26 protein-coding genes and 1 pseudogene are annotated in these 26,064 nt (G+C 70.9%); 20 read left to right on the top strand and 7 right to left on the bottom strand.

Annotated features, from left to right (window positions below; all coding sequences use genetic code 11):
- Positions 1–101 precede the first annotated feature (101 nt).
- Positions 102–962: a TIGR02452 family protein gene (locus M4V62_RS05410; RefSeq protein ID WP_249586072.1), complete on the top strand. Its 861-nt coding sequence runs from the start codon at positions 102–104 to the stop codon at positions 960–962.
- A gap of 3 nt (positions 963–965) precedes the next feature.
- Here M4V62_RS05410 and M4V62_RS05405 read toward each other — a convergent pair whose 3' ends face one another.
- A complete protein-coding gene (locus tag M4V62_RS05405; protein ID WP_425574967.1) occupies positions 966–1,424 on the bottom strand; it encodes a type II toxin-antitoxin system PemK/MazF family toxin in 459 nt (152 codons plus the stop codon).
- A gap of 72 nt (positions 1,425–1,496) precedes the next feature.
- On the opposite strand from M4V62_RS05405, the gene M4V62_RS05400 reads away from it, so the two are divergent.
- Positions 1,497–2,558, top strand: a complete 1,062-nt coding sequence (locus tag M4V62_RS05400; protein WP_249586071.1) for a glycosyl hydrolase family 18 protein — start codon at positions 1,497–1,499, stop codon at positions 2,556–2,558.
- Here the strand turns inward: M4V62_RS05400 and M4V62_RS05395 are convergent.
- Positions 2,553–3,995: an amidase gene (locus tag M4V62_RS05395; protein WP_249586070.1), complete on the bottom strand. Its 1,443-nt coding sequence runs from the start codon at positions 3,993–3,995 to the stop codon at positions 2,553–2,555. The genes M4V62_RS05400 and M4V62_RS05395 overlap by 6 nt on opposite strands.
- A 182-nt stretch (positions 3,996–4,177) precedes the next feature.
- On the opposite strand from M4V62_RS05395, the gene M4V62_RS05390 reads away from it, so the two are divergent.
- A complete protein-coding gene (locus M4V62_RS05390) occupies positions 4,178–5,218 on the top strand; it encodes a LacI family DNA-binding transcriptional regulator (protein WP_249586069.1) in 1,041 nt (346 codons plus the stop codon).
- A gap of 45 nt (positions 5,219–5,263) precedes the next feature.
- Here the strand turns inward: M4V62_RS05390 and trxA are convergent, their stop codons facing one another.
- Entirely contained in the window at positions 5,264–5,653 is a 390-nt protein-coding gene (gene trxA / locus M4V62_RS05385; protein WP_249586068.1) for a thioredoxin, read from the bottom strand.
- A gap of 143 nt (positions 5,654–5,796) precedes the next feature.
- Between trxA and M4V62_RS05380 the strand changes: the two genes are divergently transcribed.
- The 3 genes from M4V62_RS05380 to M4V62_RS05370 all read left to right on the top strand — a co-directional run bounded on the left by M4V62_RS05380 (position 5,797) and on the right by M4V62_RS05370 (position 9,084).
- A complete protein-coding gene (locus tag M4V62_RS05380) occupies positions 5,797–7,221 on the top strand; it encodes a dihydrolipoyl dehydrogenase family protein (protein ID WP_249586067.1) in 1,425 nt (474 codons plus the stop codon).
- A 243-nt stretch (positions 7,222–7,464) separates the two neighbouring features.
- Positions 7,465–8,214 (top strand): SDR family oxidoreductase, encoded by a 750-nt coding sequence (locus tag M4V62_RS05375; RefSeq protein ID WP_249586066.1) that lies wholly within the window; start codon positions 7,465–7,467, stop codon positions 8,212–8,214.
- 147 nt (positions 8,215–8,361) lie between these two features.
- Positions 8,362–9,084, top strand: coding sequence for a TetR/AcrR family transcriptional regulator (locus M4V62_RS05370; protein ID WP_249592697.1), 723 nt, complete (start codon positions 8,362–8,364; stop codon positions 9,082–9,084).
- A gap of 45 nt (positions 9,085–9,129) precedes the next feature.
- On the opposite strand, the gene M4V62_RS05365 is transcribed toward M4V62_RS05370, so the two are convergent.
- Positions 9,130–11,121 (bottom strand): heavy metal translocating P-type ATPase, encoded by a 1,992-nt coding sequence (locus M4V62_RS05365; protein ID WP_249586065.1) that lies wholly within the window; start codon positions 11,119–11,121, stop codon positions 9,130–9,132.
- 96 nt (positions 11,122–11,217) lie between these two features.
- Between M4V62_RS05365 and M4V62_RS05360 the strand changes: the two genes are divergently transcribed.
- The 3 genes from M4V62_RS05360 to crcB (M4V62_RS05350) all read left to right on the top strand — a co-directional run bounded on the left by M4V62_RS05360 (position 11,218) and on the right by crcB (M4V62_RS05350) (position 12,480).
- A complete protein-coding gene (locus M4V62_RS05360) occupies positions 11,218–11,583 on the top strand; it encodes an ArsR/SmtB family transcription factor (RefSeq protein WP_249586064.1) in 366 nt (121 codons plus the stop codon).
- 74 nt (positions 11,584–11,657) lie between these two features.
- Positions 11,658–12,077 (top strand): fluoride efflux transporter CrcB, encoded by a 420-nt coding sequence (crcB, locus tag M4V62_RS05355; RefSeq protein ID WP_249586063.1) that lies wholly within the window; start codon positions 11,658–11,660, stop codon positions 12,075–12,077.
- Between the two features lie 16 nt (positions 12,078–12,093).
- A complete protein-coding gene (gene crcB, locus M4V62_RS05350; RefSeq protein WP_249586062.1) occupies positions 12,094–12,480 on the top strand; it encodes a fluoride efflux transporter CrcB in 387 nt (128 codons plus the stop codon).
- A gap of 67 nt (positions 12,481–12,547) precedes the next feature.
- Here the strand turns inward: crcB (M4V62_RS05350) and M4V62_RS05345 are convergent, their stop codons facing one another.
- Entirely contained in the window at positions 12,548–12,895 is a 348-nt protein-coding gene (locus M4V62_RS05345) for a tetratricopeptide repeat protein (protein ID WP_249586061.1), read from the bottom strand.
- A 152-nt stretch (positions 12,896–13,047) separates the two neighbouring features.
- Here M4V62_RS05345 and M4V62_RS05340 point away from each other — a divergent pair, with 152 nt between their 5' ends.
- Together M4V62_RS05340 and M4V62_RS43840 are read left to right on the top strand one after the other, a co-directional pair.
- A complete protein-coding gene (locus tag M4V62_RS05340) occupies positions 13,048–14,013 on the top strand; it encodes a pirin family protein (protein WP_249586060.1) in 966 nt (321 codons plus the stop codon).
- 210 nt (positions 14,014–14,223) lie between these two features.
- A pseudogene (locus M4V62_RS43840) lies at positions 14,224–14,570 on the top strand (hypothetical protein).
- An 807-nt stretch (positions 14,571–15,377) separates the two neighbouring features.
- Here the strand turns inward: M4V62_RS43840 and M4V62_RS05330 are convergent.
- Positions 15,378–15,917, bottom strand: a complete 540-nt coding sequence (locus tag M4V62_RS05330; RefSeq protein WP_249586058.1) for a YbhB/YbcL family Raf kinase inhibitor-like protein — start codon at positions 15,915–15,917, stop codon at positions 15,378–15,380.
- 164 nt (positions 15,918–16,081) lie between these two features.
- On the opposite strand from M4V62_RS05330, the gene M4V62_RS05325 reads away from it, so the two are divergent.
- Together M4V62_RS05325 and M4V62_RS05320 are read left to right on the top strand one after the other, a co-directional pair.
- Positions 16,082–16,786, top strand: a complete 705-nt coding sequence (locus M4V62_RS05325) for a GntR family transcriptional regulator (RefSeq protein WP_249586057.1) — start codon at positions 16,082–16,084, stop codon at positions 16,784–16,786.
- Positions 16,787–16,846: 60 nt separating this feature from the next.
- Entirely contained in the window at positions 16,847–17,710 is an 864-nt protein-coding gene (locus M4V62_RS05320) for an SCO6745 family protein (protein WP_249586056.1), read from the top strand.
- A 798-nt stretch (positions 17,711–18,508) separates the two neighbouring features.
- Here M4V62_RS05320 and recA read toward each other — a convergent pair.
- Positions 18,509–19,585: a recombinase RecA gene (gene recA, locus M4V62_RS05315; RefSeq protein WP_249586055.1), complete on the bottom strand. Its 1,077-nt coding sequence runs from the start codon at positions 19,583–19,585 to the stop codon at positions 18,509–18,511.
- Positions 19,586–19,885: 300 nt separating this feature from the next.
- Here recA and M4V62_RS05310 point away from each other — a divergent pair, with 300 nt between their 5' ends.
- The 7 genes from M4V62_RS05310 (at position 19,886) to M4V62_RS05280 (ending at position 25,974) form a co-directional block, all read left to right on the top strand.
- Positions 19,886–20,686, top strand: coding sequence for an SAM-dependent methyltransferase (locus tag M4V62_RS05310; protein ID WP_249586054.1), 801 nt, complete (start codon positions 19,886–19,888; stop codon positions 20,684–20,686).
- A 252-nt stretch (positions 20,687–20,938) separates the two neighbouring features.
- Complete coding sequence (locus tag M4V62_RS05305; protein ID WP_249586053.1) at positions 20,939–21,091, top strand: hypothetical protein; 153 nt, start codon at positions 20,939–20,941, stop codon at positions 21,089–21,091.
- Positions 21,092–21,248: 157 nt separating this feature from the next.
- Positions 21,249–21,992, top strand: coding sequence for an anti-sigma factor (locus M4V62_RS05300; RefSeq protein WP_249586052.1), 744 nt, complete (start codon positions 21,249–21,251; stop codon positions 21,990–21,992).
- A gap of 306 nt (positions 21,993–22,298) precedes the next feature.
- Positions 22,299–22,877 carry a fasciclin domain-containing protein gene (locus tag M4V62_RS05295; RefSeq protein WP_249586051.1) on the top strand — a complete coding sequence of 193 codons (579 nt, stop codon included), beginning with the start codon at positions 22,299–22,301 and terminating at the stop codon, positions 22,875–22,877.
- A gap of 226 nt (positions 22,878–23,103) precedes the next feature.
- Positions 23,104–23,898 (top strand): VOC family protein, encoded by a 795-nt coding sequence (locus M4V62_RS05290; RefSeq protein ID WP_249586050.1) that lies wholly within the window; start codon positions 23,104–23,106, stop codon positions 23,896–23,898.
- Between the two features lie 184 nt (positions 23,899–24,082).
- Positions 24,083–25,342, top strand: coding sequence for a sensor histidine kinase (locus M4V62_RS05285; protein WP_249586049.1), 1,260 nt, complete (start codon positions 24,083–24,085; stop codon positions 25,340–25,342).
- The gene (locus M4V62_RS05280; RefSeq protein ID WP_249586048.1) at positions 25,327–25,974 is read left to right on the top strand and encodes a response regulator transcription factor; all 648 of its coding nucleotides are present in this window, start codon (positions 25,327–25,329) and stop codon (positions 25,972–25,974) included. The genes M4V62_RS05285 and M4V62_RS05280 overlap by 16 nt, the downstream gene beginning before the upstream one ends.
- The last annotated feature ends 90 nt before the right edge of the window (positions 25,975–26,064 follow it).

The following is a 26,064-nucleotide window of genomic DNA, read 5'->3' as shown; positions in this document are numbered from 1 at the left end:
TGCGAGGGAATTCTGTTGCGGCGGGCGTCGGGAAGAGCTCACGATGCGTTCATGTGTGAGTCGGGTGACGAGGCGACAGAGGTCGGGACGGGAGAGCGGGCATGAGTGCGCGACTGCGTGGCATCGCGCAGCAGACCGAGGAAATCGTGGCGGCAGGGCGGTATACCGCTCCGGGCGGCCGCGAGGTGGTGATCGCGGAAGCGGTGGACGCCGCGCGCTCCGGCACGCGGATGTTCGGTCCGGCGGCCCTGCACGTGACTCCCGCGACGCCGCCCGAGCTGATCTCCACGGTAGTCGAGGTCACCGGTGAGAGCAGCTTGGAGGCCGCGCACCGCCTGACGGGCGGGGACGGCGGCCCGGTGGCGGCCTTGAACTTCTCCTCGGCGCGCAATCCCGGCGGCGGCTATCTGAACGGCGCGCAGGCCCAGGAGGAGGCGCTGTGCCGGGCCTCGGCGCTGTACACGTGCGTGCGCTCGGCCCGGGAGTTCTACGACCACCACCGCGCCCACCGCGACCCCTTCTACAGCGACCGCGTGATCCACTCCCCGGCCGTGCCGGTCTTCCGCGACGACCGGGGGCGGCTCCTCGACGAGGCGTACGGCGTCGGCTTCCTGACCTCGGCGGCGCCGAACGCGGGCGTCGTCCTGCGCCAGGCCCCCGAGCGCGCCGCGGAGCTGCCGTCCGCCCTGGCCGGGCGCGCCGAGCGGGTCCTGGAGACCGCCGTCGCCTGCGGCTACCGGCGGCTCGTGCTCGGCGCGTGGGGGTGCGGGGTCTTCCAGAACGACCCCGCGCAGGTGGCGGAGGCGTTCCGGTCGCTGCTCGCCGAAGGCGGCCGCTTCCACGGGTACTTCGAGCACGTCGTCTTCGGGGTGCTCGACCGCACGCGCGGCGCGGTGACGCGGGCCGCCTTCGAGGAGGCGTTCGGCGCGGGTTTCAGGGGCGCGGCTCAACCCCTGCCTTAGCGCTCAACGCCAGCCGTAACGCTCCTGAAGCCGCCGCACGACCAGATTGAACCGCATCCGGTCGAGCGCGCACGCCTCGCGCCGCATGCCCGCGTCGTGCACCCGAAGCACCCGGTCGACGGCGACCCACGACTCGCGGCCCTCGCGGTCCCAGGGCCCGCTGCCGATCGGCACCCAGTCCCTCTCGTCGGCGTGCCGCTTGCTGGAGAGCTGCACGGCGAGCAGCGTGCCGCGCGCCTCGCGCGCGACGACCAGGACGGGACGGTCCTTGCCACGCCCGTCGTTCTCCTCGTAGGGAACCCACGTCCAGACGATCTCGCCGGGGTCGGGATCGCCGTCGTGGGCGGGCGCGTACGTCGTTTGGACCTGGCCGACCTCGCGCGGCTCGGCCTCGGTGGTCGCGGTGCGGCCCGTGCGGCCAGGGTGCTCGGACATCTGCTGGTCATCGGTGTTGGCAGTCACGCGGGACACCGTAGAACCTGTCTGGCCCAACCCGCGGGGCGGGTCCGCCCGATGCGCCGCAGGCTCGGGTCCATGGCGCCACGACGACACCTCAGCCGAGCCCGGGTCACCGCAGTCCTTGCCCTCTGTGGCACGGCACTTGCCCCCACGCTCCCTCAGCCGACCGACCGTTCCGCACCGCCGCCGCGCACCGTCTCGGGGTGGCTTCCCTACTGGGACCAGGAAGCCGCGTACCAGGACGCCCTGCGCCACGCCGACCAACTGCACACCGTCAGCCCCTTCTGGTACGAGGCGAAAACGGCCGGAAGCGTCGCGGGCCACACGGGCGCCGGCTCGCGCCGCGTCATCGACGGGCTCCACAAGGCGGGCATCAAGGTCGTGCCGACCGTGATGGAACGGATGCGGCCCGGAGCGCTCGCGGCCGTCGTCACCGACAAGGCCCGCCGCGCGGAGCACATCGAGGCGCTCCTTCGGGTCGTCCGCAGCCGCAGTTACGACGGCATCGATCTGGACTACGAGTCCATCGCGCCGACCGGCGACTCCGCCTACAAGAAGGTGGGAGCGGGCTACGCGACGATGGTCACCGACCTGTGCGCGCGGCTGCGCGCGCTGCGCAAGAGTTGCGTGATCACGGTCTCGCCGAAGACACGGATCAGCGGGCGCGTGTGGGACTACCGCCGACTGGGCGCGGCCGCCGACCGGTTGCGCATCATGGCCTACGACCAGCACTGGGCCGAGGGCTCCCCCGGCCCCCTGTCGTCACCCGCCTGGTACGAGGAGATCCTGCGCAACGCCACCGCCGAAGTCCCGGCCGCCAAGCTGGAGATGGGACTGCCCGGCTACGGCTGGGACTGGACGGTCGGCAGCGGCGCCCGCGCCAAGCACGTCACGTGGAAGGAGGCGGAGGCGCTGCGCCGCAGGGTCGGCGCGCCCTACCGCATCGACCCCGAGTCGAGCACGCCCCACTTCACCTACAACGAAGGCGGCAAGCGCCGCACGGTCTGGTACCAGGACGCGCGCGGCACGGCGGCGCACCTGCCGGTCCTGCGGAAGTACGGCGTGCGCCACACCGTCCTGTGGGCCATCGGCTTCGAGGACCCGGCGCTGTGGGGCACCCTCGCCAAGAACTCATGACGCCCGCGCGGGACGTGCGGGCCGTGCGGGATGCGGGGGATACGCGGGCCACTGCTCGTGCCAGCGCTGGTCCGCCTCCAACTGCGCCGCGAGCGACACCAGGAGCGGCTCGCTGCCGTCGGGCCCGAGCAGCTGCGCGCCGACCGGAAGGCCGTCCCCCACCCGGCCCGCGGGCACGTTGACGCCGGGCCAGCCCAGGACGTTCCACGTCCACGCGTAGGGGCAGGCCGCGATCATCGCCTGGTCGGTGCGCCAGCCGCTGAGCTCGGACAGGGTGCCGATCCGGGGCGGGGGAGTGGCCGTGGTGGGCGTGAGGACCACGTCGTACGTCGAGAAGATCGCGCCGACCCGGCGGTGCAGGGCGGCTTCGGCGCGGCGGGCCAGGCGCAGCGGGGCGCCGCCGAGCAGGCGGCCCAGGCGAGCCGCCTCCTTGGTCCGCGGGTCGAGCAGGTGCGGGGCGGGGACCTCGCGGGCCCAGTCGGTGATGCCGGCCGTGGCGCGCGGCACGAAGTCGAGGCCGATCTGGCCGTAGCGCGGGTCGGCCTCCTCGACGTCGTGCCCGAGCTCGGCGAGGCGGTCCGCGAGGACCATGACCTTGCGGCGCACCACGGGGTGCAGGCGCTTGGGGGTCGCGGTGAACGGCATCCGCAGGGACAGGGCGATCCGCAGCCGCCCCGGATCGCGGGTCGCCGCGTCCGATGCGCTGATGGCGGACGGTTTGTGCAGGTCACCGCTGTGGTTGCCGCTCGCCGCGTCCAGCAGCAGGGCCGCGTCGGCGACGGTCCGTGCGAGCGGGCCGTTGACGGTGATGCCGTTGAAGGCCTCGGGCCAGGGCCACGTCGAGATGCGGCCGCGCTGTGGCTTGATCCCGACGAGATGGGTCCAGGCCGCGGGGATGCGCACCGAGCCCGCGCCGTCCGAGCCGAGCGCCGCGGGGACCAGGCCCGCGGCGACCGCGGCCGCCGAGCCGCCGGACGAGCCGCCGGGGGTGTGCCCGGTGTGCCACGGGTTGCGGGTGTCCCCGAAGCCGGGCCCCTCCGTGAAGGGCCACTGGCCCAGCTCACACGTGTTGGTCTTGCCGACGATCACGGCTCCGGCCGCCCGCAGCCGGCGTACGGACTCGGCGTCCTCCTTCTTCGGCGGGAAGTCGCCCCGGCAGCCGAAAGCGGTCGGTTCGCCAGCTATGTCGGTGTCGTCCTTCACGGCGAGCGGCACGCCGAGCAGCGGCTTCCCCGTCCCACCGGCCGCCAACTCCCGGTCGGCGGCGTCCGCTTCGGCGAGTGCGGCCTCGGCCCGCAGCAGCTTGAAGGCGTTGAGCTCGGGCTGCGAGGCCTCGATCCGCGCCAGCGTCCGCTCCGTCAGCGCACGTGAGGACACTTCTCCGGCGGCCAGCGCGCGGGCGGTGCGCGCGAGACCCTCGGCACGGTCGGCAGTCATGTGGGGGCACCTTTGATCGACGGGCAGGTGCACGCACGCTAACGGGCGAGGAGGGAACGCGGTACGAGGACAGGGCAGTTCACGCCGCGCACCATCCGCCGAACGCGCCCCGACGCAGGCCAGGGGCGCCCCGCCGCCCGCCTGGGAGAGCCCCCGCGCCGTCTGGAAGGATGAGCCCCGCCATGGTGCAGATACCGAACAAGACCGCACAGCAGCCCGCGCAGTACTCCGTGCCGACGAGCGCCGACGTGGCGCGTCTGGCGGGAGTCTCACGCGCGACCGTCTCGTACGTCCTGAACAACACGAGCGCCGTCCGCATCAGCGAGCCCACCCGCCGCCGCGTCCACGAGGCCGCCAAGGAACTGGGGTACGTCCCGCACGCCGCGGCCCGCAGCCTGCGCGCCGGGCACACCCGGGTGGTCCTGATGCCCACGCCGCAGATCCCGGCGGGCCCGCTCTTCAGCGAGTTCTTCAACGAGCTGCAGTGGGCGCTCAGCCGCTTCGACTACACCGTCGTGCAGTACGGCAGCCTCGGCCTGACCGGCGAGGAGGCCGCCCGCGCCTGGGCCGAGCTGCGCCCGGTCGCGGTCCTGGCCCCCGACGCGTCGGGGCTCGGCGCACGCGGCGTGAGCGTCCTGAAGCGCTCAGGCGCCAAGGCCGTCTTCACGCTCGGCCCGCAGCGGGCCGAGGGCGCCCACGCCCTGCTCATGGACCAGCGGCTCATCGGCCGGTGCGCCGCCACGCACCTCCTGGAGCGCGGCAGCAGGCACATCGGCGTCGTGATCCCCGAGGAGCCGGGCCTCGAACCCTTCGCGCGCCCGCGCGCCGAGGGCATCCGCCGCACGCTGGCCAAGCACGGACCGGACGCCACCGTGACGGAGCTGCCCCTCGCCTACGACGAGGAGTCCGCTGCCCGGCTCGCGGCCCGCTGGCGCACGCTCGGCGTCGACGGGGTCTTCACGTACAACGACGAGTTCGCGATGCTCCTGATGAGGGCGCTCCAGGACGAAGGCATCGCCGTCCCCGAGGAGACGGCGATGATCGGCGCCGACGACTTGATGCTCGGCAGGCTCCTGCGGCCGCGCCTCAGCACGGTCCGCATCGAGCTGCCCTCGGGTCAGAAGCTCGCGGAGCTCGTCGACCGGGTCGTGCGCGACCCGGGCATGGAGCCCGAGGTGCACGACGTGCTCGGTGCGACGGCAGTGCACCGCGAGTCCAGCTGACCCTGCTGCTTGTGGGGCTGTCTGTGGTCTGTCTGTGGGTCTTCCCTACTGCTCCTGCGCCTGGGCCTTGGCCTGCTCCTCGGCGACGGACTTGCGTACCTCGTCCATGTCCAGCTTCCTGGCCTGCCCGATGACGTCCTCCAGGGCGGCCTCCGGCAGCGCGCCGGGCTGTGCGAACACGGCCACCTGATCACGGACGATCATGAGCGTCGGGATCGACTGGATGCCGAAGGCCTGAGCGAGCTCAGGCTGCGCCTCCGTGTCCACCTTGCCGAAGACCATGTCGGGATTGGCTTCGGCGGCCTTGTCGTAGACAGGCGCGAACGACTTGCACGGACCGCACCACTCGGCCCAGAAGTCGATCAGGACAAATTCGTTGTCCGTGACCGTCTGGTCGAAGTTTTCCTTGGTGAGCTCCACAGTCGTGCTGCTCATGGTGTTTCCCTCTTCCTGCTGTCGGTCGAAGCCGCTGTGCACAACGGCCCGGGCGGCGGACGTATTCCACGCGCTCACCCGTGCTCGCTTTCGCGCGCGTACCCATGTGGCCACGACGCACACCTGCGACCACACTGGCTTCCATGACGGATTCGAAGACGTACGACGTAGTGGTCCTGGGTGCCGGTCCCGTGGGGGAGAACGTCGCGGACCGGGCCCGTGCGGGCGGCCTGAGCGTGGCGATCGTGGAGAGCGAACTCGTCGGGGGCGAATGCTCGTACTGGGCGTGCATGCCGAGCAAGGCGCTCCTTCGCCCGGTCATCGCCCGCGCGGACGCCCGCAAGGTGCCCGGCCTTCGCCAGTCGGTGCAGGGGCCACTGGACGCGGCGGCGGTCCTCGCACACCGGGACGACTACACCTCGCACTGGAAGGACGACGGCCAGGTCGGCTGGCTGGACTCGATCGGCGTGGACCTCCACCGCGGGCACGGCCGCATCGCCGGGACCCGTCAGGTGACCGTCACGGGCTCCGACGGATCCGAGGTGACCCTCACCGCACGGCACGCGGTGGCGGTGTGCACCGGCACCCGCGCCGCGCTGCCCGACCTGCCGGGCATCGCCGACGTGAAGCCGTGGACGAGCCGCGAGGCCACCAGCGCCGATCATGTGCCGGGGCGCCTCGCGGTGGTCGGCGGCGGCGTCGTCGCCGTGGAGATGGCCACCGCCTGGCAGGCGCTCGGCTCGCAGGTCACGCTCCTTGTGCGGGGCGAGGGGCTGCTGCCCCGTATGGAGCCGTTCGCCGGGGAGCTGGTCGCCAAGGCGCTGAGGGAGGCGGGCGCGGAGGTCCGCACCGGCGTCTCCGTCACGGCCGTGCGGAGGGAGAACGGCACGGTCACGGCGACCCTGGACGGCGGCGACACCCTCGAAGCCGACGAGATCCTCTTCGCCACGGGCCGCGCCCCGCGCACCGACGACCTCGGCATGGAGACGATCGGCATGGACCCCGGTGCCTGGCTGCCGGTCGACGAGAGCCTGCGGGTGCAGGGCAGCACCTGGCTCTACGCGGTGGGCGACGCCAACCACCGCGCGCTCCTCACCCACCAGGGCAAGTACCAGGCCCGCATCGCCGGCGCCGCGATCACCGCCCGCGCCCAGGGCGTCCCGCTCCTGGAGACCGACGCCTGGGGCGCGCACTCCGCCACCGCCGACCGCGCCGCCGTACCCCAGGTGGTCTTCACCGACCCCGAGGCGGCATCGGCGGGCCTCACCCTCGCGGAGGCGGAAGCCGCTGGCCGCCGCGTGCGGGCCGTGGACTACGACATGGCGGGTGTGGCGGGCGCGGGCCTCTACGCGGACGGCTACGAAGGCCGCGCCCGCATGATCGTCGACCTCGACCGCGAGGTCCTGCTCGGCGTGACCTTCGTGGGCCCCGGCGTGGGCGAGCTGATCCACTCGGCGACGGTGGCGATCGCTGGCGAGGTGCCGATCGACCGGCTGTGGCACGCGGTTCCGGCCTATCCGACGGTCAGCGAGGTGTGGCTGCGGCTGCTGGAGACCTATCGCGGGTAGGCGCGGCGGCGTCCGCGCCGCCTGCTGCTCGCAGCCTGATCCGGGGCCCGTCACCCACTGGGGGTGACGGGCCCCGGTGCGTCCCTGCGTGTGTCCGCCGACGCGGCTTGTGCCGACTGCGACTGCCGCCCGGGGGTAGCAGCGCTACGCTCAACGGTAGCGACGCTAACAATCTGGTGTTAGCGTTGCTCTCATCGGGTGACGGAAGCCGCCACCCGCCCCTCGGAAACAGGGAGCAACGCCATGAGCGAGCAGCAGCCGACCGCGCCCCGTCGAGTCGCCGTCGTCACCGGAGGCTCCCGCGGCATCGGCCGCGAGAGCGCCGAGCGCCTGGCTGCCGACGGGTTCGCCGTCGTCGTCAACTACGCGGGCAACAAGACCGAGGCCGAAGGGGCGGTGGCCGCGATCACCGCCGCCGGGGGAGCGGCCGTCGCCCACCGTGCCGACGTCGCCGACGAGGAAGCGGTGTCCGGCCTCTTCGACGCGGCCGAGGAGGCCTTCGGCGGCGTCGACGTGGTCGTCCACGCTGCGGGCGTCATGACGCTCGCCCCGCTGGTCGAGACCGACCTGGACGCCCTCGACCGGATGCACCGCACCAACATCCGCGGCACCTTCGTCGTCGACCAGCAGGCCGCTCGCCGGCTGCGCTCCGGCGGCGCGATCATCAACTTCTCCAGCTCCGTCGTGGGGCTCGCCATCCCCGGCTACAGCGCGTACGCCGCCACCAAGGGCGCCGTCGAGGCCATGACCCTGGTCCTGGCCAGGGAGCTGCGGGGGCGCGACATCACCGTCAACGCCGTCGCCCCCGGGCCGACCGCCACCGCCCTTTTCCTGGACGGCAAGGACGAGGAGACCATCGCGAGGATGGCCGCCCAGGCACCCCTGGAGCGGCTCGGCACCCCGCAGGACATCAGCGAGGTCGTCTCCTTCCTCGCCGGACCCGCCCGCTGGGTCAACGGCCAGGTTCTGCGCGCCAACGGCGGCATCGTCTGATCCGGGGATCCGGCGATCCGGGTGGGGATACGTATCGCAGCCAGTCAATCCCCTTGAACTACCGAGGAGTTCATCATGGGCAAGACCACCGTCATCACCGGCGCGGCCGCGTATCAGCGCTACGGCGGCCCTGCTAGCGTCCCTCGGGTGAGTACGCGAGAACGCATCCTGGAAGTGGCGGCGAACCTGGTCGCGGAGTCGGAGGACGGCGACGTCTCCACGCGGGCCGTGTGCGAGGCCGCGCAGGTGGGTGCCCCGGCGCTGTACCGGCACTTCGGGGACAAGCAAGGGCTGCTCTCGGCCGTCGTCGACCACGGCTTCGACAAGTATCTGGCGACGAAGCGGCAGCGCGAGGCCACCGCCGACCCTGTCGACGACCTGTGCGACGGCTGGGACAGTCACGTGGACTTCGCGCTGCGGAACCCGAACCTGTACCGGCTCATGAACTCGCCCGCCATGCGGACACCGCCCGCCGCGGCCCTGGAGTCCCACCAGATCCTCACCCGGGACCTGGAACGGGCCGCGGCCCAGGGCAAGTTGCGCCTGGCCCCCGAACTGGCCGCCCAGATGGTGATGTCGGCCAACGTGGGCGTGGCGCTCATGCTCGTCGCCCGCCCTGCGACGTTCGCCGACCGCGGCATGTCCCGGCGCGTACGGGACGCGGTGCACGCCGCGGTCTTCACCCCGGACGTCACCGAGAGCCGTGCCGAGTCCTTTGCACAGGAGGCCGGGACCGCCGGCCGCGACGAGGTGCAACTGCCCGCCACCGCGGCCCGGTTGAGCGCGATGCTGGCGCAGGCGCCGCCGTCGGCGCTGACCGATGCCGAGGCGGCGCTCATGGGCGAGTGGCTCGACCGCCTCTCGCGCTGAGGCCTCCGCGAGAGGGGGTCATCGGCTCAGCCGCCCACGCCCTTCTCAGGCGCCCGCGTCCCGCCACGCCGAATCCCGCAGCAGCCGCAGCCCGTTGAGCCCCACGATCACGGTGGAGCCCTCGTGGCCGAGCACGCCCAGGGGGAGCGGCAGGCTGCCGGCGAGGTCCCAGGTGACCAGGACGGCGATGAACGCCCCGGCGATCACCAGGTTCTGCACCACGAGCCCGCGGGCGCGCCGGGACAGGGCGATCACCCTCGGCACGGTGGCGAGTTCGTCCCGCACGATGACGGCGTCGGCGGTCTCCAGGGCGAGGTCGGAGCCGGCCCGGCCCATCGCGATGCCGGTGTGGGCCGCGGCGAGGGCGGGCGCGTCGTTGACGCCGTCTCCGACGACCAGGACCTTGCGTCCCGCACCCTCCGCCTCGCGTACCGCCGCGACCTTGTCCTGCGGCAGCAGCCCGGCCCGTACGTCAGCGATGCCGACCTCCGCCGCGAGCCGGGCGGCGGCCTGCGCGTTGTCGCCGGTGAGCAGCATCGGAGCCGTGCCGGTCAGGGACTCCAGGGCGGTGACGGTCGCCGCGGCGTCCGGGCGGAGGCGGTCGGCGATGCCGAGGACGCCCACGGGGGCTCCGTCGCGCAGGACCAGCACGGCGGTCTGGCCGCCCTCGCTCAACTCCCTTGCGTACGTGGCCGCTTCGGCCCTCGCCGTGTCCTGGGCGTCGGCACCCGGCTGCGTGCCGAGCAACCGCGCGGGAGACCCGACCTCGACGGTCGCGCCGTCGACGGTGGCACGCACCCCGACACCCGGCGCCGACGCGAAGTCCGTCACCGCCGGAAGGTCGAGGCCGCGAGCGCGCGCCGCGCCCACGACGGCGCGGGCCAGGGGGTGTTCGCTGCGGTGCTCGGCGGCTGCCGCGAGGGCGAGGAGGGCGTCGTCGGTCAGGTCGCCGCCGGGGATGGTGTGGACAGCGGTCACCCGGGGAGTGCCCTCGGTCAGGGTGCCTGTCTTGTCGAAGGCGACCGCGTCGACCTGCCCCAGACGCTCCATCACGACCGCGGACTTGACCAGGACGCCGTGCCGTCCCGCGTTCGCGATCGCCGAGAGCAGCGGCGGCATCGTGGCGAGGACCACCGCGCACGGCGAGGCCACGATCATGAACGTCATCGCCCGGAGCAAGGCCCCGGTCAGATCGTCGCCGAGCGCCAGCGGTACCGCGAACACGGCGAGCGTGGCGACGACCATGCCGAGCGAGTACCGCTGCTCGACCTTCTCGATGAACAGCTGCGTGGGCGCCTTGGTCTCCGACGCCTCCTCGACCATCGCCACGATCCGCGCGATCACCGAGTCCGACGCATCACGCCCGACCCGCACCCGCAGGGCGCCCGCCCCGTTCAGCGTCCCCGCGAACACCTCGTCCCCGGCCTCCTTGGCGACCGGAAGCGGCTCCCCGGTGATCGTCGCCTGATCGACATCGCTGGCGCCGTCGAGCACCTCGCCGTCCGCACCGACCCGCTCACCAGGGCGTACGAGGATGATGTCGCCGACCCTCAACTCGGCCGTGTCGACCGGCTCTTCGTCACCCCCGTCGGCCAGCCGCGTGGCGGTGGTGGGCGCGAGGTCGAGCAGGCTGCGCACCGAGTCGGCGGTGCGGGCGGTGGCAAGGGCCTCGAGGGCGCCGGACGTGGCGAAGATGACGACGAGCAGCGCCCCGTCCATCACCTGCCCGATCGAGGCCGCGCCAAGAGCCGCGACGATCATCAGCAGGTCCACGTCCAGGGTCTTCTCGCGCAGCGCACGCAGCCCGGCGAGCGCGGGTTCCCAGCCCCCGGCGACGTACGCGACGGCGTACAGCGCACCCCACGTCCACGCGGCGGCCCCCGCCAGCTGGAGCGGCAGCGCGATCAGGAACGCGGCCGTGGCCGCCGCCGCCCAGCGGGCCTCCGCGAGCGCGAGGACACGGGTGCGGCGGCGCGGAGCCGCCGCACGATCGTCGGAGACCCCCTGGTCGGAGTGGGGGAGGAGGGCAGTGGGCATGGCGAAGGAACCCTTCACGGGCTGGGGAACGGCAACGCCCACACCGTACAGGAATGAATGAACAGCTTTTCATGTGTCATCGATAGGATGACGCCCATGGGCCACGGAGTCGACGACAAGAGCACCGCCACCACGCGTGAACGCCTGGACAGCGTGGGGGCCGCCGACGTCGCCGCCACCCTCCAGGCCCTGGCGACGCCCTCAAGACTGCTGATCCTCGCCCGACTGCAGGAAGGCCCCTGTGCGGCGGGCGACCTGGCCGAGGCGGTCGGCATGGAGCAGTCGGCCTGCTCCCACCAGCTGCGCCTGCTGCGCAACCTCGGCCTGATCACCGGCGAACGGCACGGCCGTTCCGTCATCTACGCCCTCTACGACCACCACGTCGCCGAACTCCTCGATCAGGCGCTCTTCCACGTCGAGCACCTGCGCCTCGGTCTGCGGGACACGCCGGCGGGCGGCTAGCCTGATCTTCGAAAGTGACCTCTTGATTCCGCAGTGACCTCTTGATTCCGCAGGGTCGAGGGAGTTCGGCACAGGTGAGGGAGCGCGGTGTGTGGCCCGTGGTGGCGGTCGTGGCCGTCGGCGGCGCGATCGGCGCGTCGGCCCGCTACGGCGCGTCCCTGATCTGGCCCACCGCCCCCGGCACCTTCCCCGCGACGACGCTTCTGGTGAATGTCGTCGGCTGCGCGCTGATGGGCGTCCTGATGGTGCTCCTCACCGAGGCGCGACGCACCCTCAAGGAGCCGCACCGCCTGCTGCGGCCCTTCCTCGGCACCGGCGTCCTGGGCGGCTTCACCACCTTCTCCACCTACGCGGTGGACATCGAGCGCCTGGCGGAAGGTGGCCACGCGCGCACGGCCCTTGCCTATCTCCTTCTGACGGTGCTCGCGGCCCTCGCGGCGGTGTGGAGCGCGTCGTGGGCGACGCGGCGCGCCGTGGCGTGGAGGCGGCCATGAGCCAGTGGAGGCGGCCATGAGTCAACTGGCCAACTGGCTCTGCGTGGTGGCGGGCGCGACGATCGGCGCCCCGCTGCGGTTCCTCACCGACCGTGCCGTGCAGGCCAGGCATGACACGGTCTTCCCGTGGGGGACCTTCGCGGTCAACGTGGCGGGCAGCCTGATCCTCGGCGTGCTCACCGGCGCGACCGTCGCGGGCGCAGCCTCCTCCCACACCCAACTGTTCCTCGGCACCGGCCTGTGCGGCGCTCTGACGACGTACTCGACCTTCTCGTACGAGACGCTGCGGCTGACCGAGGGCGGCGCCCGTTTCTACGCGGCGGTCAATGTCGTGGCCAGTGTGGTGGCGGCGCTGGGCGCGGTCTTCGTGGGTGTCGCGCTGGCGGAGACGGTGTGGGCGTGACGGGCCGCGGCGGCCGGGTTCTCGTCCATCGCGGGATCGACGAGAACCCGGACCCCGGACTCCGGGATCAGGCCTCCGGGAAGTCCCCCGAGAGGGCCGCGGCCATCCGCAGGTGCGGCGCCGCGTCCGTGTCCCGGCCCTGCCGCTCCAGGGTGCGCCCGAGGAGCAGCCGGGCGTACTGCTCGACGGGGTCGAGCGCGATGACCGTACGCAACTCCGTCTCCGCGCGCCGCAGTTGCGCCGAGTGGTAGTAGGCGCGGGCGAGCAGCAGACGCGGGGCGACCTGCTCCGGTACCTCGTCGGCCAGGGTGCCGAGGATGCGCGCCGCCGTGGCGTACTCCTTGGCGTCGAAGAACTGCCGCGCGCGCTCCCAGCGCTCCGCCGCGGTTCCGTGGTCGTAGTACGTCATGTCCACTGTTGCCTCCTTCGAGCCGTCCAACGAGCGGTGGTGATTGAATATTCCACTAAGTTATTCCGTGGCAATTCCACTGGGACGGCGGCGGTTCCTCCGGAATGACCGGAGCGCGTGCCTGACGTCCGGTGCCCCGCGGGTCTAGGTTGTGCGGCATGAGCAATCTTGATCGCGAGGCGGTCCCGGCCCTGTGCGGCGGGCGCGGGTTCGTCGTCGCCGAACCGGTCCGGGAACTCCTCAGCCCCCGCAAGGTCAAGCTCGGCGAGTCCACGGAGGTCCGCCGCCTGCTGCCCAACCTGGGGCGCCGCATGGTCGGCGCCTGGTGCTTCGTGGACCACTACGGCCCCGACGACATCGCCGACGAGCCCGGAATGCAGGTCGGCCCCCACCCGCACATGGGCCTGCAGACGGTCAGCTGGCTGCACGACGGCGAGGTCCTGCACCGCGACTCCACGGGCAGCCTCCAGACGATCCGCCCCCGCGAGCTGGGCCTGATGACCTCGGGCCGGGCGATCTCGCACTCCGAGGAGAGCCCCAGGTCGCACGCCCGCCTCCTGCACGGCGCCCAGCTGTGGGTGGCGCTGCCCGACGTCCACCGCAACACCGACCCGCGCTTCGAGCACCACGCGGAGCTGCCCCTGGTCACCGCCCCCGGTCTGACGGCGACCCTCATCCTGGGCACGGTCGACGGCACCACGTCACCGGGCACCACGTACACCCCGATCGTCGGCGCGGACCTCACCCTCACCCGCGACGCGGACGTACGCCTCCCGCTGAACCCCGACTTCGAGTACGCCGTCCTGTGCATGTCCGGCGAGACGAAGGTGGACGGCGTCCCCGTCCTGCCCGGCTCGATGCTGTACCTGGGCTGCGGCCGTACCGAACTGCCGCTGCACGCGGAGTCGGACGCGGGCCTGATGCTCCTTGGCGGCGAGCCGTTCGACGAGGAACTGATCATGTGGTGGAACTTCATCGGGCGCTCGAACGAGGAGATCGCACGGGCGCGCGCGGACTGGATGGAAAGCGCCCGCTTCGGAGAGGTGAAGGGCTATGACGGTGACCGGATCCCCGCGCCGGACTTGCCGCCGGTGCCGCTGAAGCCGCGGGGGCGGGTGCGCTGAGCTGGTCAGATGCCTGTCCGGCTCGAGCGGCTTGCAGGTTGGACGCACCTAGCTGTCCCTGCCAGCGATGAACCGCCGACCTGAATGCTGACCCCTGGTGCAGGTAAGATCATTTAAGAGCTCGTAACGCGATCTTGTTGAGATGCCCTGGTCGGGCGTGACCGATGTGACGATTCGGCCGTTCGTGATGGCGTGGGCACTCGACCGTGGATCGTGGACGATGAGTTGTGGGCGTTGATCGAGCCGTCGCAGGCCGCCCAGGCCGGCCCCGCCGCAGACCTGAAGCTCTGCTTGGCGGCAAGGGATACGACTCCAACGCCCACCGCGACGGGCTCCGTCGCCGGCGGATCCTGCCCGTCATCTCCCGCAAGGGATCACCGAACATCAAGGGCTTGGGCAAGCTCCGCTACGTTGTCGAGCAGACCTTCGCTCTGCTCCACCGCTTCAAGCGCCTGGCCGTCCGCTGGGAACGCCGCACCGAACTCCACGACGCCTTCGTCTCCCTCGCCCGCAGCCTCATCTGCTGGCGGCGGCTTCGGAAGCCCAAGAACGGCTGACTGGTGTCAGGGCAGGCGAGGGCCCCGGCGGGCTGCTTCAGACGTTGGTACCCTCCGCATCTACGGCGAGGCGGGGGAGGTGATCGTGGGAGCCGAGCCGTCGAGTCCTCCGAGCCGGTGGTTCAGAGGAACTGGCTTTGGGGTCGCCTTCGGTGGGCTGACCGCGGTGGTGACCACTGCTGCCATCGGGAGGGCCTGGGTTGCTTGTGGCATCGGTAGCGGCGCAGCAGCCAACAGCATGACTTTGCTACTTCTTGCGCCTCTCATATGGATCGCCGCTGCAGTTCCGTGGGTGATCCTGTACGGCACCCTCGGGAAACGTCATCGCAGGACAGCCCTGGCTGCAGGGCTCGTCGTCACCCTGTGGTTGGCCTGGTTCCTCGTCACATGGCTCGGCATGCCGGACTCCTACCCCGCCCCGCTGTGCCCGGCCAACGTCCCACCCTGGTGGCCGAGCTTCGTCCCGGCATGACTCTGGCGAGGGCCATGAACGGTCTTGGCACAGGGATCGAGCTGCAGCCTGACAACCCGCAAGGCCGGGCGCTCCCGGTCAGGCACCCCACGCGCTGCCTGATGACCTGACGCTTGCAGGTTTCGTGTGGTCAGGTCGGCGCTCTGTTGCCCAGCTCTTGTTTGCGAATACCTCGGCTCTGGGGGCCCCGCTGGAACACGCACAGAGATGAGGTGTGCCCGAGGTATGCGCCAAAGGGGCAACGGGATGATCTTGAAGCCCCTGAGCGCCCATCATCTGTCACCGGACCAGGTGGAGGGCCCGGTTGCGCTCGGCGCGGGCCTTATGACTGTTCTTCAGGCGGGAGTCTCAGCGGTGGCTGTCAGGACCGCGCGGCCGAGGATGTGGCCGGCCATGGTGAAGCCGAGGGCAGCCGGGGTGGCGTCGGCGGGGACGCCGATGGTGTCGACGTCGAGGGCATGGACCACGGTGAAGTAGCGGTGCGGGCCGTGTCCGGCCGGCGGGGCGGCGCCGATGAAACGGGCCGCGCGGGCGTCGTTGGGCAGCTGGAACGCGCCCCCGGGCAGGCCCGAGCCGGTGTCGTCGCCAGCGCCTTCGGGCAACTCGGTGACGGCGGCAGGGATGTCGGCGACCGCCCAGTGCCAGAACCCGGACCCGGTGGGGGCGTCGGGGTCGTAGACCGTGACGGCGTAGCTCCTGGTGCCGTCCGGGGCTCCGCTCCAGGAAAGCTGCGGAGAGATGTCCTTCCCGCCGGGAATGCCGGAGAGGCCGGAGTACTGCTCGATCGACCAGGGGCTGCCGTCGGTGACGGTGTTGCTGACAACGGTGAAAGAGGCCGCCTCGGGGAGACGGGCAAAGGGGTCGTTGGCGCTCATGGTGTCGTGCCTCTCAGGTGTGTTGCGGGGTGTTGGTGATGCGGCCGACGGAGGAGGTCCCGCCGTGGCGGCGCCAGGAGGCGACGTGTCACGCTTCCGTTCACCACCGAGATCGACCATAACACTGATAATCGATTATTGATTTGATCGTCTATTGTGTAGGCATGACCCAGACGACTCACACCTCACCCTCGGCGGGGAAGCAGATGCTCTCCGAGCAGGTCTACACACACCTGCGGGACGCGATCATGCGCGGAGACCACGCCCCCGGTGAGCCCCTCAAACCCCAGGACCTTGCGAAAGAGCAGGGCGTGAGCCTGGCAGTCGTGCGTGAGGCGCTCGTGCGGGTGGTCGGCGAGGGCCTCGCCGACCGGCTGCCCAACCGCGGCTTCGCCGTCCCGGCCTACTCCGACCGCCGCTGGCAGGAGATCGCGGAGGCCCGTCGGACGGTCGAACCGGTCATGCTGCGCCTGTCCATCGAACGCGGCGATGTGGACTGGGAAGCCCGCGTACGAGCCTCCCACCACCGTCTGACCCGCACCCCGGCATACGTACCGGAGGAGGGCGAGCACTACAGCAGTACCTGGGCCGAAGCCCACCGCCTCTTCCACCGCACCCTGCTGGAGGGGTGCGGCAACCTCGTCCTGCTGGAGACCTTCGACCGGATGTGGACCGCGAGCGAGCTGGCCCGCCGCTGGTCGGCGCACCGCAACCCCGGCCGGGACGGCGCCCTGGAGCATCGCCGACTGGAGGAGGCGGCCCTGGCCCGCGACGCCGACACCGCGGCCGAGGTCCTGACCCAGCACCTCACCCAGACCGCGGCCGGACTGACCGACTGCCCCCACCACGAACCCACGAACGAAGCCTGATGCGCCCTGCCTGCCTGCCTGGCCGCGACCGCACCTGATCACCGAAACCGGAGCCACAGCATGACCACCTTCGAGGCGAGCACGGGCCGCCACTGCCACAACGCCGTCAGCCCTCTGCACTCATCCGTGTACTTCGCGCCGGAGCCGCAGGACGAACTCGCGGCACTCGGCCTTGAGCGCGGATCCATGATCTACCTCGCGAGCCGCGCGGCACCCCTGGGAGCCGTCGACGCGGGCACCGTCACAGCGACGTTCTACAACTTCAACCACGAGCACGTGCAGCGGTACATCCCCGCCGCATGGACCCTCACCACACCGCAGACGGTGCTCACGGCGCGGCTGCGCGGCGCGGACCGGACGCTGCAGCGACTGCTCGGAAAGGAGGTCCTCACGTCCACGGAAATGACCGAGGCGGCCGAACTGGCGCTGCATGCCACCGAAGCCTGCCGCCGGGAGGCACGGCCGCTGTACGCCGCCAACGCCGACCTCCCCGTACCCGAAGAACCGCACCTGGCCCTGTGGCACGCCGCGACACTGCTGCGCGAACACCGGGGTGACGGTCACCTCGCCGCCCTGGCGATCGCAGGTCTGTCCGGCATCGAGGCGCTGGTCCTGCACAACGCCACCGGCACGGCACCGACGTCGGCGTTGTTCATGCGGACCCGCGGGTGGTCCGCGCAGCAGTGGGACACCGCCCGGGACCAGTTGCGCGAGCGCGGCCTGCTGGACGGGGCAGGCGACCTCACGCAGGCGGGCACGGCCCTGCGCGGCGAGACCGAGGTGCTCACCGACCGCCTCGACGCCGCCCCGTACGACCACCTCGGCCCGGCCGCCACCGCACGCCTCACCGAACTGGCCGGCGGCTTCGCCAAAACCCTCAGGGCGGCGGGCGCCTTCCCCGCGGTGCACTTCGGCAGGGGCTGAGGGCTGAGGGTCGGGGGCCAGCCTTGGGGAGTTCAGCGATCGGCGGCCCCTGCGGATTTCATTCCGCACGGGCGCACTTGTGTCACAGGGGCAGCCCCGCCTCGACGAGAGGCGGGGCTGCATGGACGGCCCTTCTAGTCGGCCACGGGACGACCAAGGTGGCAGAGGCGAGCGGCTTGGCCAGATCCACGGCCCGCTGCCGGTGCCACATTCTGCGGCCATCTCGCACGCGCGCTCAGAACCGCTTCGGTCGCCCGGCCCGCTCACCCGCTCACGCATTACGCCACCTCGCGAGCCGCATTTCGTCGGCTCCCCCAAGAGGGACAGGGCACTCTTCTTGCCCAGTCCGTATGGCTCGGCGTCCTCCGCGGTCAGGACCACGCCCAGATCGACATCGGTCAGAGGGGTGTTGGCGTCGCCGTGCGCGACGCTGCCGTTGAAGTAGGAGGTCGATCCCGGGAGGGCCCGGCGGGCGGATCTGGCGAGAAGCCGGCGGCGCCGTTTGGCCCCGGAGCCGACATGACCGGTGAAGGGCTATGACGGTGACCGGATCCCCGCGCCGGACCTCCCGCCTGTGCCGCTGAAGCCGCGGGGGCGGGTGCGCTGAGGGGTGCGGTTGTCTTCGTGAGGGCTGCGTCCCGGGTGGTCCCGGGCGGTCCTGGGGGCGGCGGATGCGGGTAGACCTCGGGTGTGCCGCTGTGCGCCTCGGACGCGCATAGGCCGCCCGCGGCAGTCGCGTGTCGCGACCGGATCCTGACGCGGTCGTCGAGCCCCCGGCCGGGGGCTCGACCTTGCCTGTCAGGCGGCGTTTCCCGCCGAGGTCCGTGCGGCATCAGGGACCGGGGCGGCGCCCGTGTCCTCGGTGACCGCGGCCTTCGCCGGTACCCCGATTCCGAGCTTCTCCTTGATCTTCTTCTCGATCTCGTCGGCGAGATCGGGGTTGTCCTTCAGGAAGTTGCGGGCGTTCTCCTTGCCTTGGCCGAGCTGGTCGCCCTCGTACGTGTACCAGGCGCCCGCCTTGCGGACGAAGCCGTTCTCCACGCCCATGTCGATCAGGCCGCCCTCGCGGCTGATGCCCTGGCCGTACAGGATGTCGAACTCGGCCTGCTTGAAGGGCGGCGCGACCTTGTTCTTGACGACCTTGACGCGGGTGCGGTTGCCCACCGCGTCCGTGCCGTCCTTCAGCGTCTCGATCCGGCGGATGTCGAGCCGCACCGAGGCGTAGAACTTCAGCGCGCGGCCACCGGTCGTGGTCTCCGGGGAGCCGAACATCACGCCGATCTTCTCGCGCAGCTGGTTGATGAAGATGACCGTCGTCCTCGTCTGGCTGAGCGCGCTGGTGATCTTCCGGAGGGCCTGGCTCATCAGGCGGGCCTGCAGACCCATGTGGGAGTCGCCCATCTCGCCCTCGATCTCGGCGCGTGGCACCAGCGCCGCGACGGAGTCGATGACGATCAGGTCGATCGCGCCGGAGCGGATCAGGATGTCGGCGATCTCCAGCGCCTGTTCACCGTTGTCCGGCTGGGACAGGATGAGGTTGTCGGTGTCGACGCCGAGCTTCTTGGCGTACTCCGGGTCCAGAGCGTGCTCGGCGTCGATGAACGCCACCGAGCCGCCGGCCTTCTGCGCGTTCGCCACCGCGTGCAACGTAAGCGTCGTCTTGCCGGAGGACTCCGGCCCGTACACCTCCACCACACGGCCCCGGGGCAGACCGCCCACGCCGAGCGCCACGTCCAGCGCGGTCGATCCGGTGGGGATCACCTCGATGGGCTCATGGGGCCGCTCGCCGAGGCGCATGACCGCACCCCTGCCGAATTTCCGCTCGATCTGTGCGAGCGCGGTGTCCAGCGCCTTCTCGTGGTCGGTTCCTGCCATGAGCTTTCACCCGGTCCGATTGTGTGGCACGCGGCACGTCGGAGGACGTGAGCGTCAACTGCCGACAACGGACGTCTCGGAGATCCCAGTAAACGAACATCCGATCGATTTACGTGTCCAGTGAAAGGTACCAAACTGCGGGGGATCGGGACGGGACGCGCACCGGACCGCTCCGGACGCAGACCGCGCCGCCCCCCGCTTCTTCCCCTCGTGATGGGCTTGTTGGTGCGTGCCGAGCCGCGGTTCGGCCAGCTGTAGCGTTTGAAGACCACTGGCAGTGGCGAAAGGCGGAGCGGGCCCATGCACAGCGCAGGCGACCGGATCGACACCTCGACCGCGCATTCGGCGCGGGTGTACGACTACATCCTGGGAGGCAAGGACCACTACCTTGTCGACGCCGAGGCGGGCGACGCCATGTGTCAGCACTGGCCGGCGCTGCCCGTGCACATGCTGGAGAACCGGCGGTTCATGCACCGTGCCGGGCGCTCCCTCGCCCAGGAGCACGGTGTCCGGCAGTTCCTCGACATAGGCACCGGCCTGCCCACGGCCCCCAACCTGCACGAGGTGGTGCAGGAGGTGGCACCGGAGTCCCGTGTGGTCTACGTCGACAACGACCCCATCGTCCTGGCTCACGCCCGCGCCCTCCTGCAGGGCTCGCCCGAGGGGGCGACCGCCTACATCGACGCTGACATGCACGACCCGGACGCCATCCTGGACAGTCCCGAATTCCGTGCGCTGATCGACGTGAACGAGCCGGTCGGCTTGATGGTCATCGGAATACTGCACTTCATCTTGCCGCCGGACGACCGGCGTCTGGTGCAGCGACTGCTCGAACCACTGCCGTCCGGCAGCTTCCTGGCAATGACCATCGGCACCGCCGACTTCGCGCCCGAGGAAGTCGGCCGGGTGGCCGAGGAGTACACCCGGCAGGGCATGCCCATGGCGCTGCGCGACCTGCCGACCGCCACCTCCCTCTTCGACGGCATGGACCTGGTCGACCCCGGCGTCACCCAGGTGCACAAGTGGCGGCCGGGCCCTGAGCAGGACAGCATCGACGACCGGGCCATCGCCATGTACGGGGCGGTGGCCCGTAAGCCCTGACCGGTTGTGACGTCCAGGCACCAGGCACCAGGCACGAGCGCGTCAACGCCTACCTGCGGACGGGACGAGATGTCAGACCAGCCCGGAACGCGGCCAGGGTGGAACTCAGCTCCGGGGATCGAGGCAGCCTCGTACGGCGATCCACATCTTGGGACCAATCCGGTGGTCCCGACTGCTCCGGATTACTCATAGACGACGCTGCTCCGGATTACACCCAGCCGGATTCCACACAGAAAGCGAGGTGACGGTGAAATGACTGACGAAGAGTTCGACGAACTGATGGCTCAGGCCCGCAGGGAGATCCTTCAGCGGCACTTCGCTCCGCCTCCTCGCCAGGAGAAACGGGACGACGACGCGTATGCCGTCCGGGCCCGGCACGCGGAATTCGGTGCCTGCGCTCACTGAGCAGTGCCCCGTTCAGCGGTGAGTACGTCGTGGATCAGCTGGGCCGTGCCGGCGACGGCGGGCACGTGGTGTCCCACGACGACAGAGCCAACCCTGCCTCACTGGCGCGGTCCCGGAACCGCGCACGGTGCGGACGCACTCAAGGAGGTAGGGCGACATGAGCGTGACCGACCCCCACACTCTGGCCGGAGCGTACGCACTCCACGCCCTCGAACCCGATGAGCGTGTCACTTTCGAGGAGCATCTCGCCCTCTGCGCGGAGTGTCGACAGGACGTGGCGGAGTTCGGCGCCACGGCTGGTCGGCTGGCCCTCGCCGTCAGTGCCACGCCACGCCAGGCCCTCAAGCGAATCGTCCTTGAGGAGATCGCAGGCGTCCGCCAGGTGCCACCTCGCACCGTGCGGAGACGCGTTGCGACATCGCCACGAAGTGCCCGTCCACGCAGGTTCATGCTGGCCGCCTGCCTGGCCGCGGCCGCCTTGGGCGGCGTGGCGACCTGGCAGCACCAGGAAGCCCGACAGGCACGCGAGCAGGCAGGCCGCGCCCAGGACAGCGCCGATCAGGTGGCGGCTGTCCTCACCGCCGTCGACGCGCGAACCCACGCCGCGTCCCTGCCCGGAGGTGCCCGCGGGGTCGTGGTGACATCGGCGAGCCAGAACCGTGCCGTCTTCACCGCGTCAGGCCTGGACACACCACCGCAGGGCAAGGTCTACGAACTCTGGTTCGACGAGCATGGCGCCATGCGCCCCGCCGGGCTCCTCGACAGCGGCCGGAGTGATCAGATGACCCTCATGGACGGCACGATCGGCCAGGCCACCGGCATGGCCGTCACCGTCGAACCCGCAGGGGGCTCCAAGACGCCGACTCTCCCGCCCGTGGGTCTGATCAGCTTCCCTGCCTGACAGCGCCTGGCAGCGCCTGGCAGCGCCTGACAGGGCCTGGCAGCGCCTGACAGGGCCTGACACGCTGCCCCCTACGACCAGGGAACCCTCAGTGCTCATGGGATGGCTCGCGGTCAATATGTGAGCTTTAAATGGAATTTTCTGTCGGAGACGCCAATCCGGCTCTGGTTCCGCTTCGAATTAACGGTGTGATCGAAATGGGCTGGTTTCTCTGACTCCCTTCGGGGGTGAGTCGTCCGCCGGCCTTCATCGGCACTCGTACAAGAGCTCTTCGAGAGCTCATCTCGTCCCGAGGAGGGACTGATCATGACCACCCGAAGCATGATCCGCACTGCCGCTGTCTCTGCCGCGGCCATCGCCCTGCCCGTGTCCCTTGGGCTCCTCGCCCCAGCGGCCCACGCCGACGACAGCAAGCCGTTTGGGCCGGCGTGTTCGTCGGTTCCCAAAGAAGGGGCGGGCAGCCTGGACGGCATGGCCAAGGACCCGGTCGCCACGGCCGCGTCCAACAACCCGGAGCTGTCGACGCTCGTGACCGCGGTCCAGAAGGCGGGCCTGGTCGACACGCTCAACAACGCGAAGAACATCACCGTCTTCGCGCCGTCCAACGACGCCTTCGAGAAGATCCCGAAGGCTGACCTGGACAAGGTCCTCGCCGACAAGGATCAGCTCACCAAGATCCTCACGTACCACGTGGTCGGCGAGAAGGCCGCGCCGAGCCAGCTGGAGATGGGTTCGTTCAAGACCCTCGAGGGCAGCGAGCTCACCACCAAGGGATCGGACGAGTCCTTCAAGGTCAATGACATGGCGAACGTCGTCTGCGGCAACGTCCAGACATCCAACGCGACGGTCTACATCATCGACAGCGTCCTCATGCCGCCCAAGTAGGCGACAGACACGGCAAGGCAGGTCCGGACCGTGGCGTCAGGAATGACGCCACGGTCCGGACGCATGAATCCGCACGTCGACGGGCCGTACGTGTGACCGACCGGCCCTCTGTCGCCCTTCAGGGCCGTGCGGCGTGGGGCGCTTCGCGATCCGCCACGCGGCCGACGCGCGACTGTCAGTGCCGAGTGCCAGGCTGGTGTCACAAGGACCTGCGAAGGGAATCGTCGTGATCACCACTGACAACACTCCCGGATCCCCCTGCTGGCTCGATCTCGGCACCCCCGACGTCCCGGCCACCGCTGCCTTCTACGGCGCGGTGCTCGGCTGGGATTACGAGTCCATGGGCGAGGCGGACGGGGAAGGAGGCATGTTCCAGAAGGACGGCAAGACCGTTGCCGGGCTCGGCAAACTCACCGAGGAGGGCGCGCGCCCGGCCTGGATGATCTATTACACGGTCACCGACGCGGACGCCACGACTCAGGCCGTCGAGCGTGCGGGCGGCACGGTGCGGGTGGCGCCCAGGGACCTCGACGACTGGGGACGGATGGCGCAGTACACCGACCCGCTGGGGGGCCAGTTCGCCGTCTGGCAGCCGGGCACGAACTCGGGCTTCGAGCTGGCGGACGACCCGGGCTCGCTGTCCTGGGCCGAGCTGTTCACGACCGACGTGGCTGCCGCGAAGGAGTTCTACGGCGGCGTCCTCGGCTGGCAGTTCAGCAACATGGAGCTGCCGGGCGGCGCCGGCACGTACACCCTCGTCACCCCTGCCGGCCTTCCGGAAGAGCGCATGCAGGGCGGCCTGATGGAGCTGAGCGAGAAGGACCTCACGCTGACGGACGGTCGGCCGTACTGGCACCCGGTCTTCGCGGTCACCGACTGCGACGCCGCGGTCGCCCAGGTCACCGGGAACGGCGGCAGCGTGGTGATGGGGCCCGACGACGCGGAGGGCGTCGGCCGGTTGGCCGTCTGCCGCGACCCGTCGAACGCGGAATTCGTGGTGCTCAACCCCGTCGAGAGCTGAACTCATCTTCTGGCTGAGCCCCCAGGAACCAACGACATCGCCGTCCTTCCGGTGGGCCCGGACCCAGAGGTGGGTGGGGCTGGGCCCACTTCTGGGCTGACCAGGGGGGAATCGGGCTGCGTGCCGTGCAGAGTGGACGCACCGAGCCGCACCGGCCGGGGTTCATGAAGCAGAGGGAAGAGTCATGCGACAGGTCGTGTCGTGGGTGGGGAGCGCCTGCGTGGGGTTCGTCCGGGCGTGCGTGGTGGTGATCGTCAGCATGTTGGTTCCGGCCGTGTGGGCCGTTGCCGTGGCGTGGGGGATCTGGTGGGGAGCGGGCAACCCGTGGTCGTGGGTCGCGCCGGTGGTGGTGGCGGGTGTCGGTACGTTCGGCCTGTCCCGCCCGGTCTGCCGGATGTTCCGCTCCCTCGTCGCGCGGTGGACAGGCACCGCCATCCCCGACGGATACCGGCAGGCCGAGCCGGTGGTGCGGATGTCCACCGGGTTCTGGTGGAACGGCTTCTCCTACGAGCGCACCCGCCGCGATGCCTTGATGGACCAGCGGTGGCGGATCTGGTGGAGCGACCCGGCCGTCCGGCGTGACCTGCGCTTCACGGGGATCGCACCGCTCACGGCGGGCGTGATCGCGGCCGTCCCGCCGGCCGGCGTCGCGGCGGCGGTCCTCGGGTTCAGCCAGCCCTCGCTCTCCGCACGCCTGGTCGGAGGGTTCAGCCTCCTCGCCGCGATCGCGAGTGCTCCGTACGCCTGGCGGGCCGCCGAACCGGTGGCCGCCCGCTTCCTGCGCGCGTCTCCCGCGATGCTCCTCGCTGCCCGGGTGGACGAACTGACGGCCCAGCGCGCCGACACGACCGTCGCCCAGGCCGCCGAGATCCGCCGGATCGAACGCGACCTGCACGACGGGGCGCAGGCACGGCTGGTCGGGCTCGGGCTCTCCTTGGCGACGGCCGAGAAGCTGATGGAGACCGATCCCGACCAGGCCAGGGCCCTGATGCGGCAGGCACGAGCGGGCGCCACCACGTCACTGGCCGAGCTCCGCGAACTGGTCAAGGGGATCAACCCGCCGGTGCTCAACGACCGAGGGCTCATCGATGCCGTTCGCGCTCTCGCCCTGGACAGCCCGCTCGAAGCAGCTGTCACCGCCGACGTGTCGCTGCGCCTCGACCCGCCGATCGAGTCCGCCGCGTACTTCGGGATCGCCGAACTGCTGACCAACGCGGTCAAGCACGCACACGCGACCCGGGCGCGGATCTCCGTCGCGCGGGACGGCACCGGTCTCGTCGTGGACGTCGAGGACGACGGCCGGGGAGGGGCGAGCGTGCGCGCCGACGGTGGACTCGCCGGGCTGCGCCGCCGCCTCGCGGCCTTCGACGGCACCCTGGAGATCACCAGCCCGGCAGGCGGCCCGACCCGCGTGAGAATAGTGGTGCCATGCGCATCGTCGTAGCCGAAGATCTCTACCTCCTGCGTGACGGAATGGTCCGCCTCATCGAGGCGTGCGGACACGAGGTGGTCGCCACGGCGGCCACCGGACCCGAGACGCTCGACGCGCTCCTGAAGTGGCGCCCGGATGTCGCCGTCGTCGACGTCCGCATGCCGCCGAGCCAGAGGGACGAGGGCCTGCGGGCGGCTCTGGCCGCCCGCGGTGAAGTGCCAGGCCTCCCGGTCCTGATCCTCTCCCAGTACGTCGAACAGCTCTATGCCCGCGAGCTGTTGGCCGACGGAAGCGGAGGCATCGGATACTTCCTCAAGGAGAGCGTGTTCGACGCCGACCAGTTCATCTACGCCCTGGAACGCGTCGCCGCCGGTGGGACCGCCATGGACCCGGCCGTCATCGCGAAGCTGCTGTCCAGCGGGTCGTCGAACCGGCGACTCGACCGGCTCACAGAACGCGAACACTCCGTGCTCGCCCTCATGGCCGAGGGACTGTCCAACCAGGCCATCGCCGGGCGGCTGTTCCTGAGCGACAGCGCTATCAGCAAGTACACCACCTCGCTCTTCGGGAAGCTCGGCATCACCGACGACGACAGCAACAACCGCCGCGTCCTCGCCGTCCTCACCTATCTGAACAACCCCTGACGCGGGTACGGACCGGGGCGGTACGCCGTGTAGCGGGCCGCGGTCGTCGGGTCGGCCTGCTGGGCGCGGGAGTTGAGGCGTGGCCGGGCG

This window comes from Streptomyces durmitorensis (assembly GCF_023498005.1).
Taxonomy (GTDB): Bacteria; Actinomycetota; Actinomycetes; order Streptomycetales; family Streptomycetaceae; genus Streptomyces; species Streptomyces durmitorensis.
Note: the sequence above shows the minus strand (reverse complement) of the source record. Positions and strands in the feature narration are given on the sequence as shown.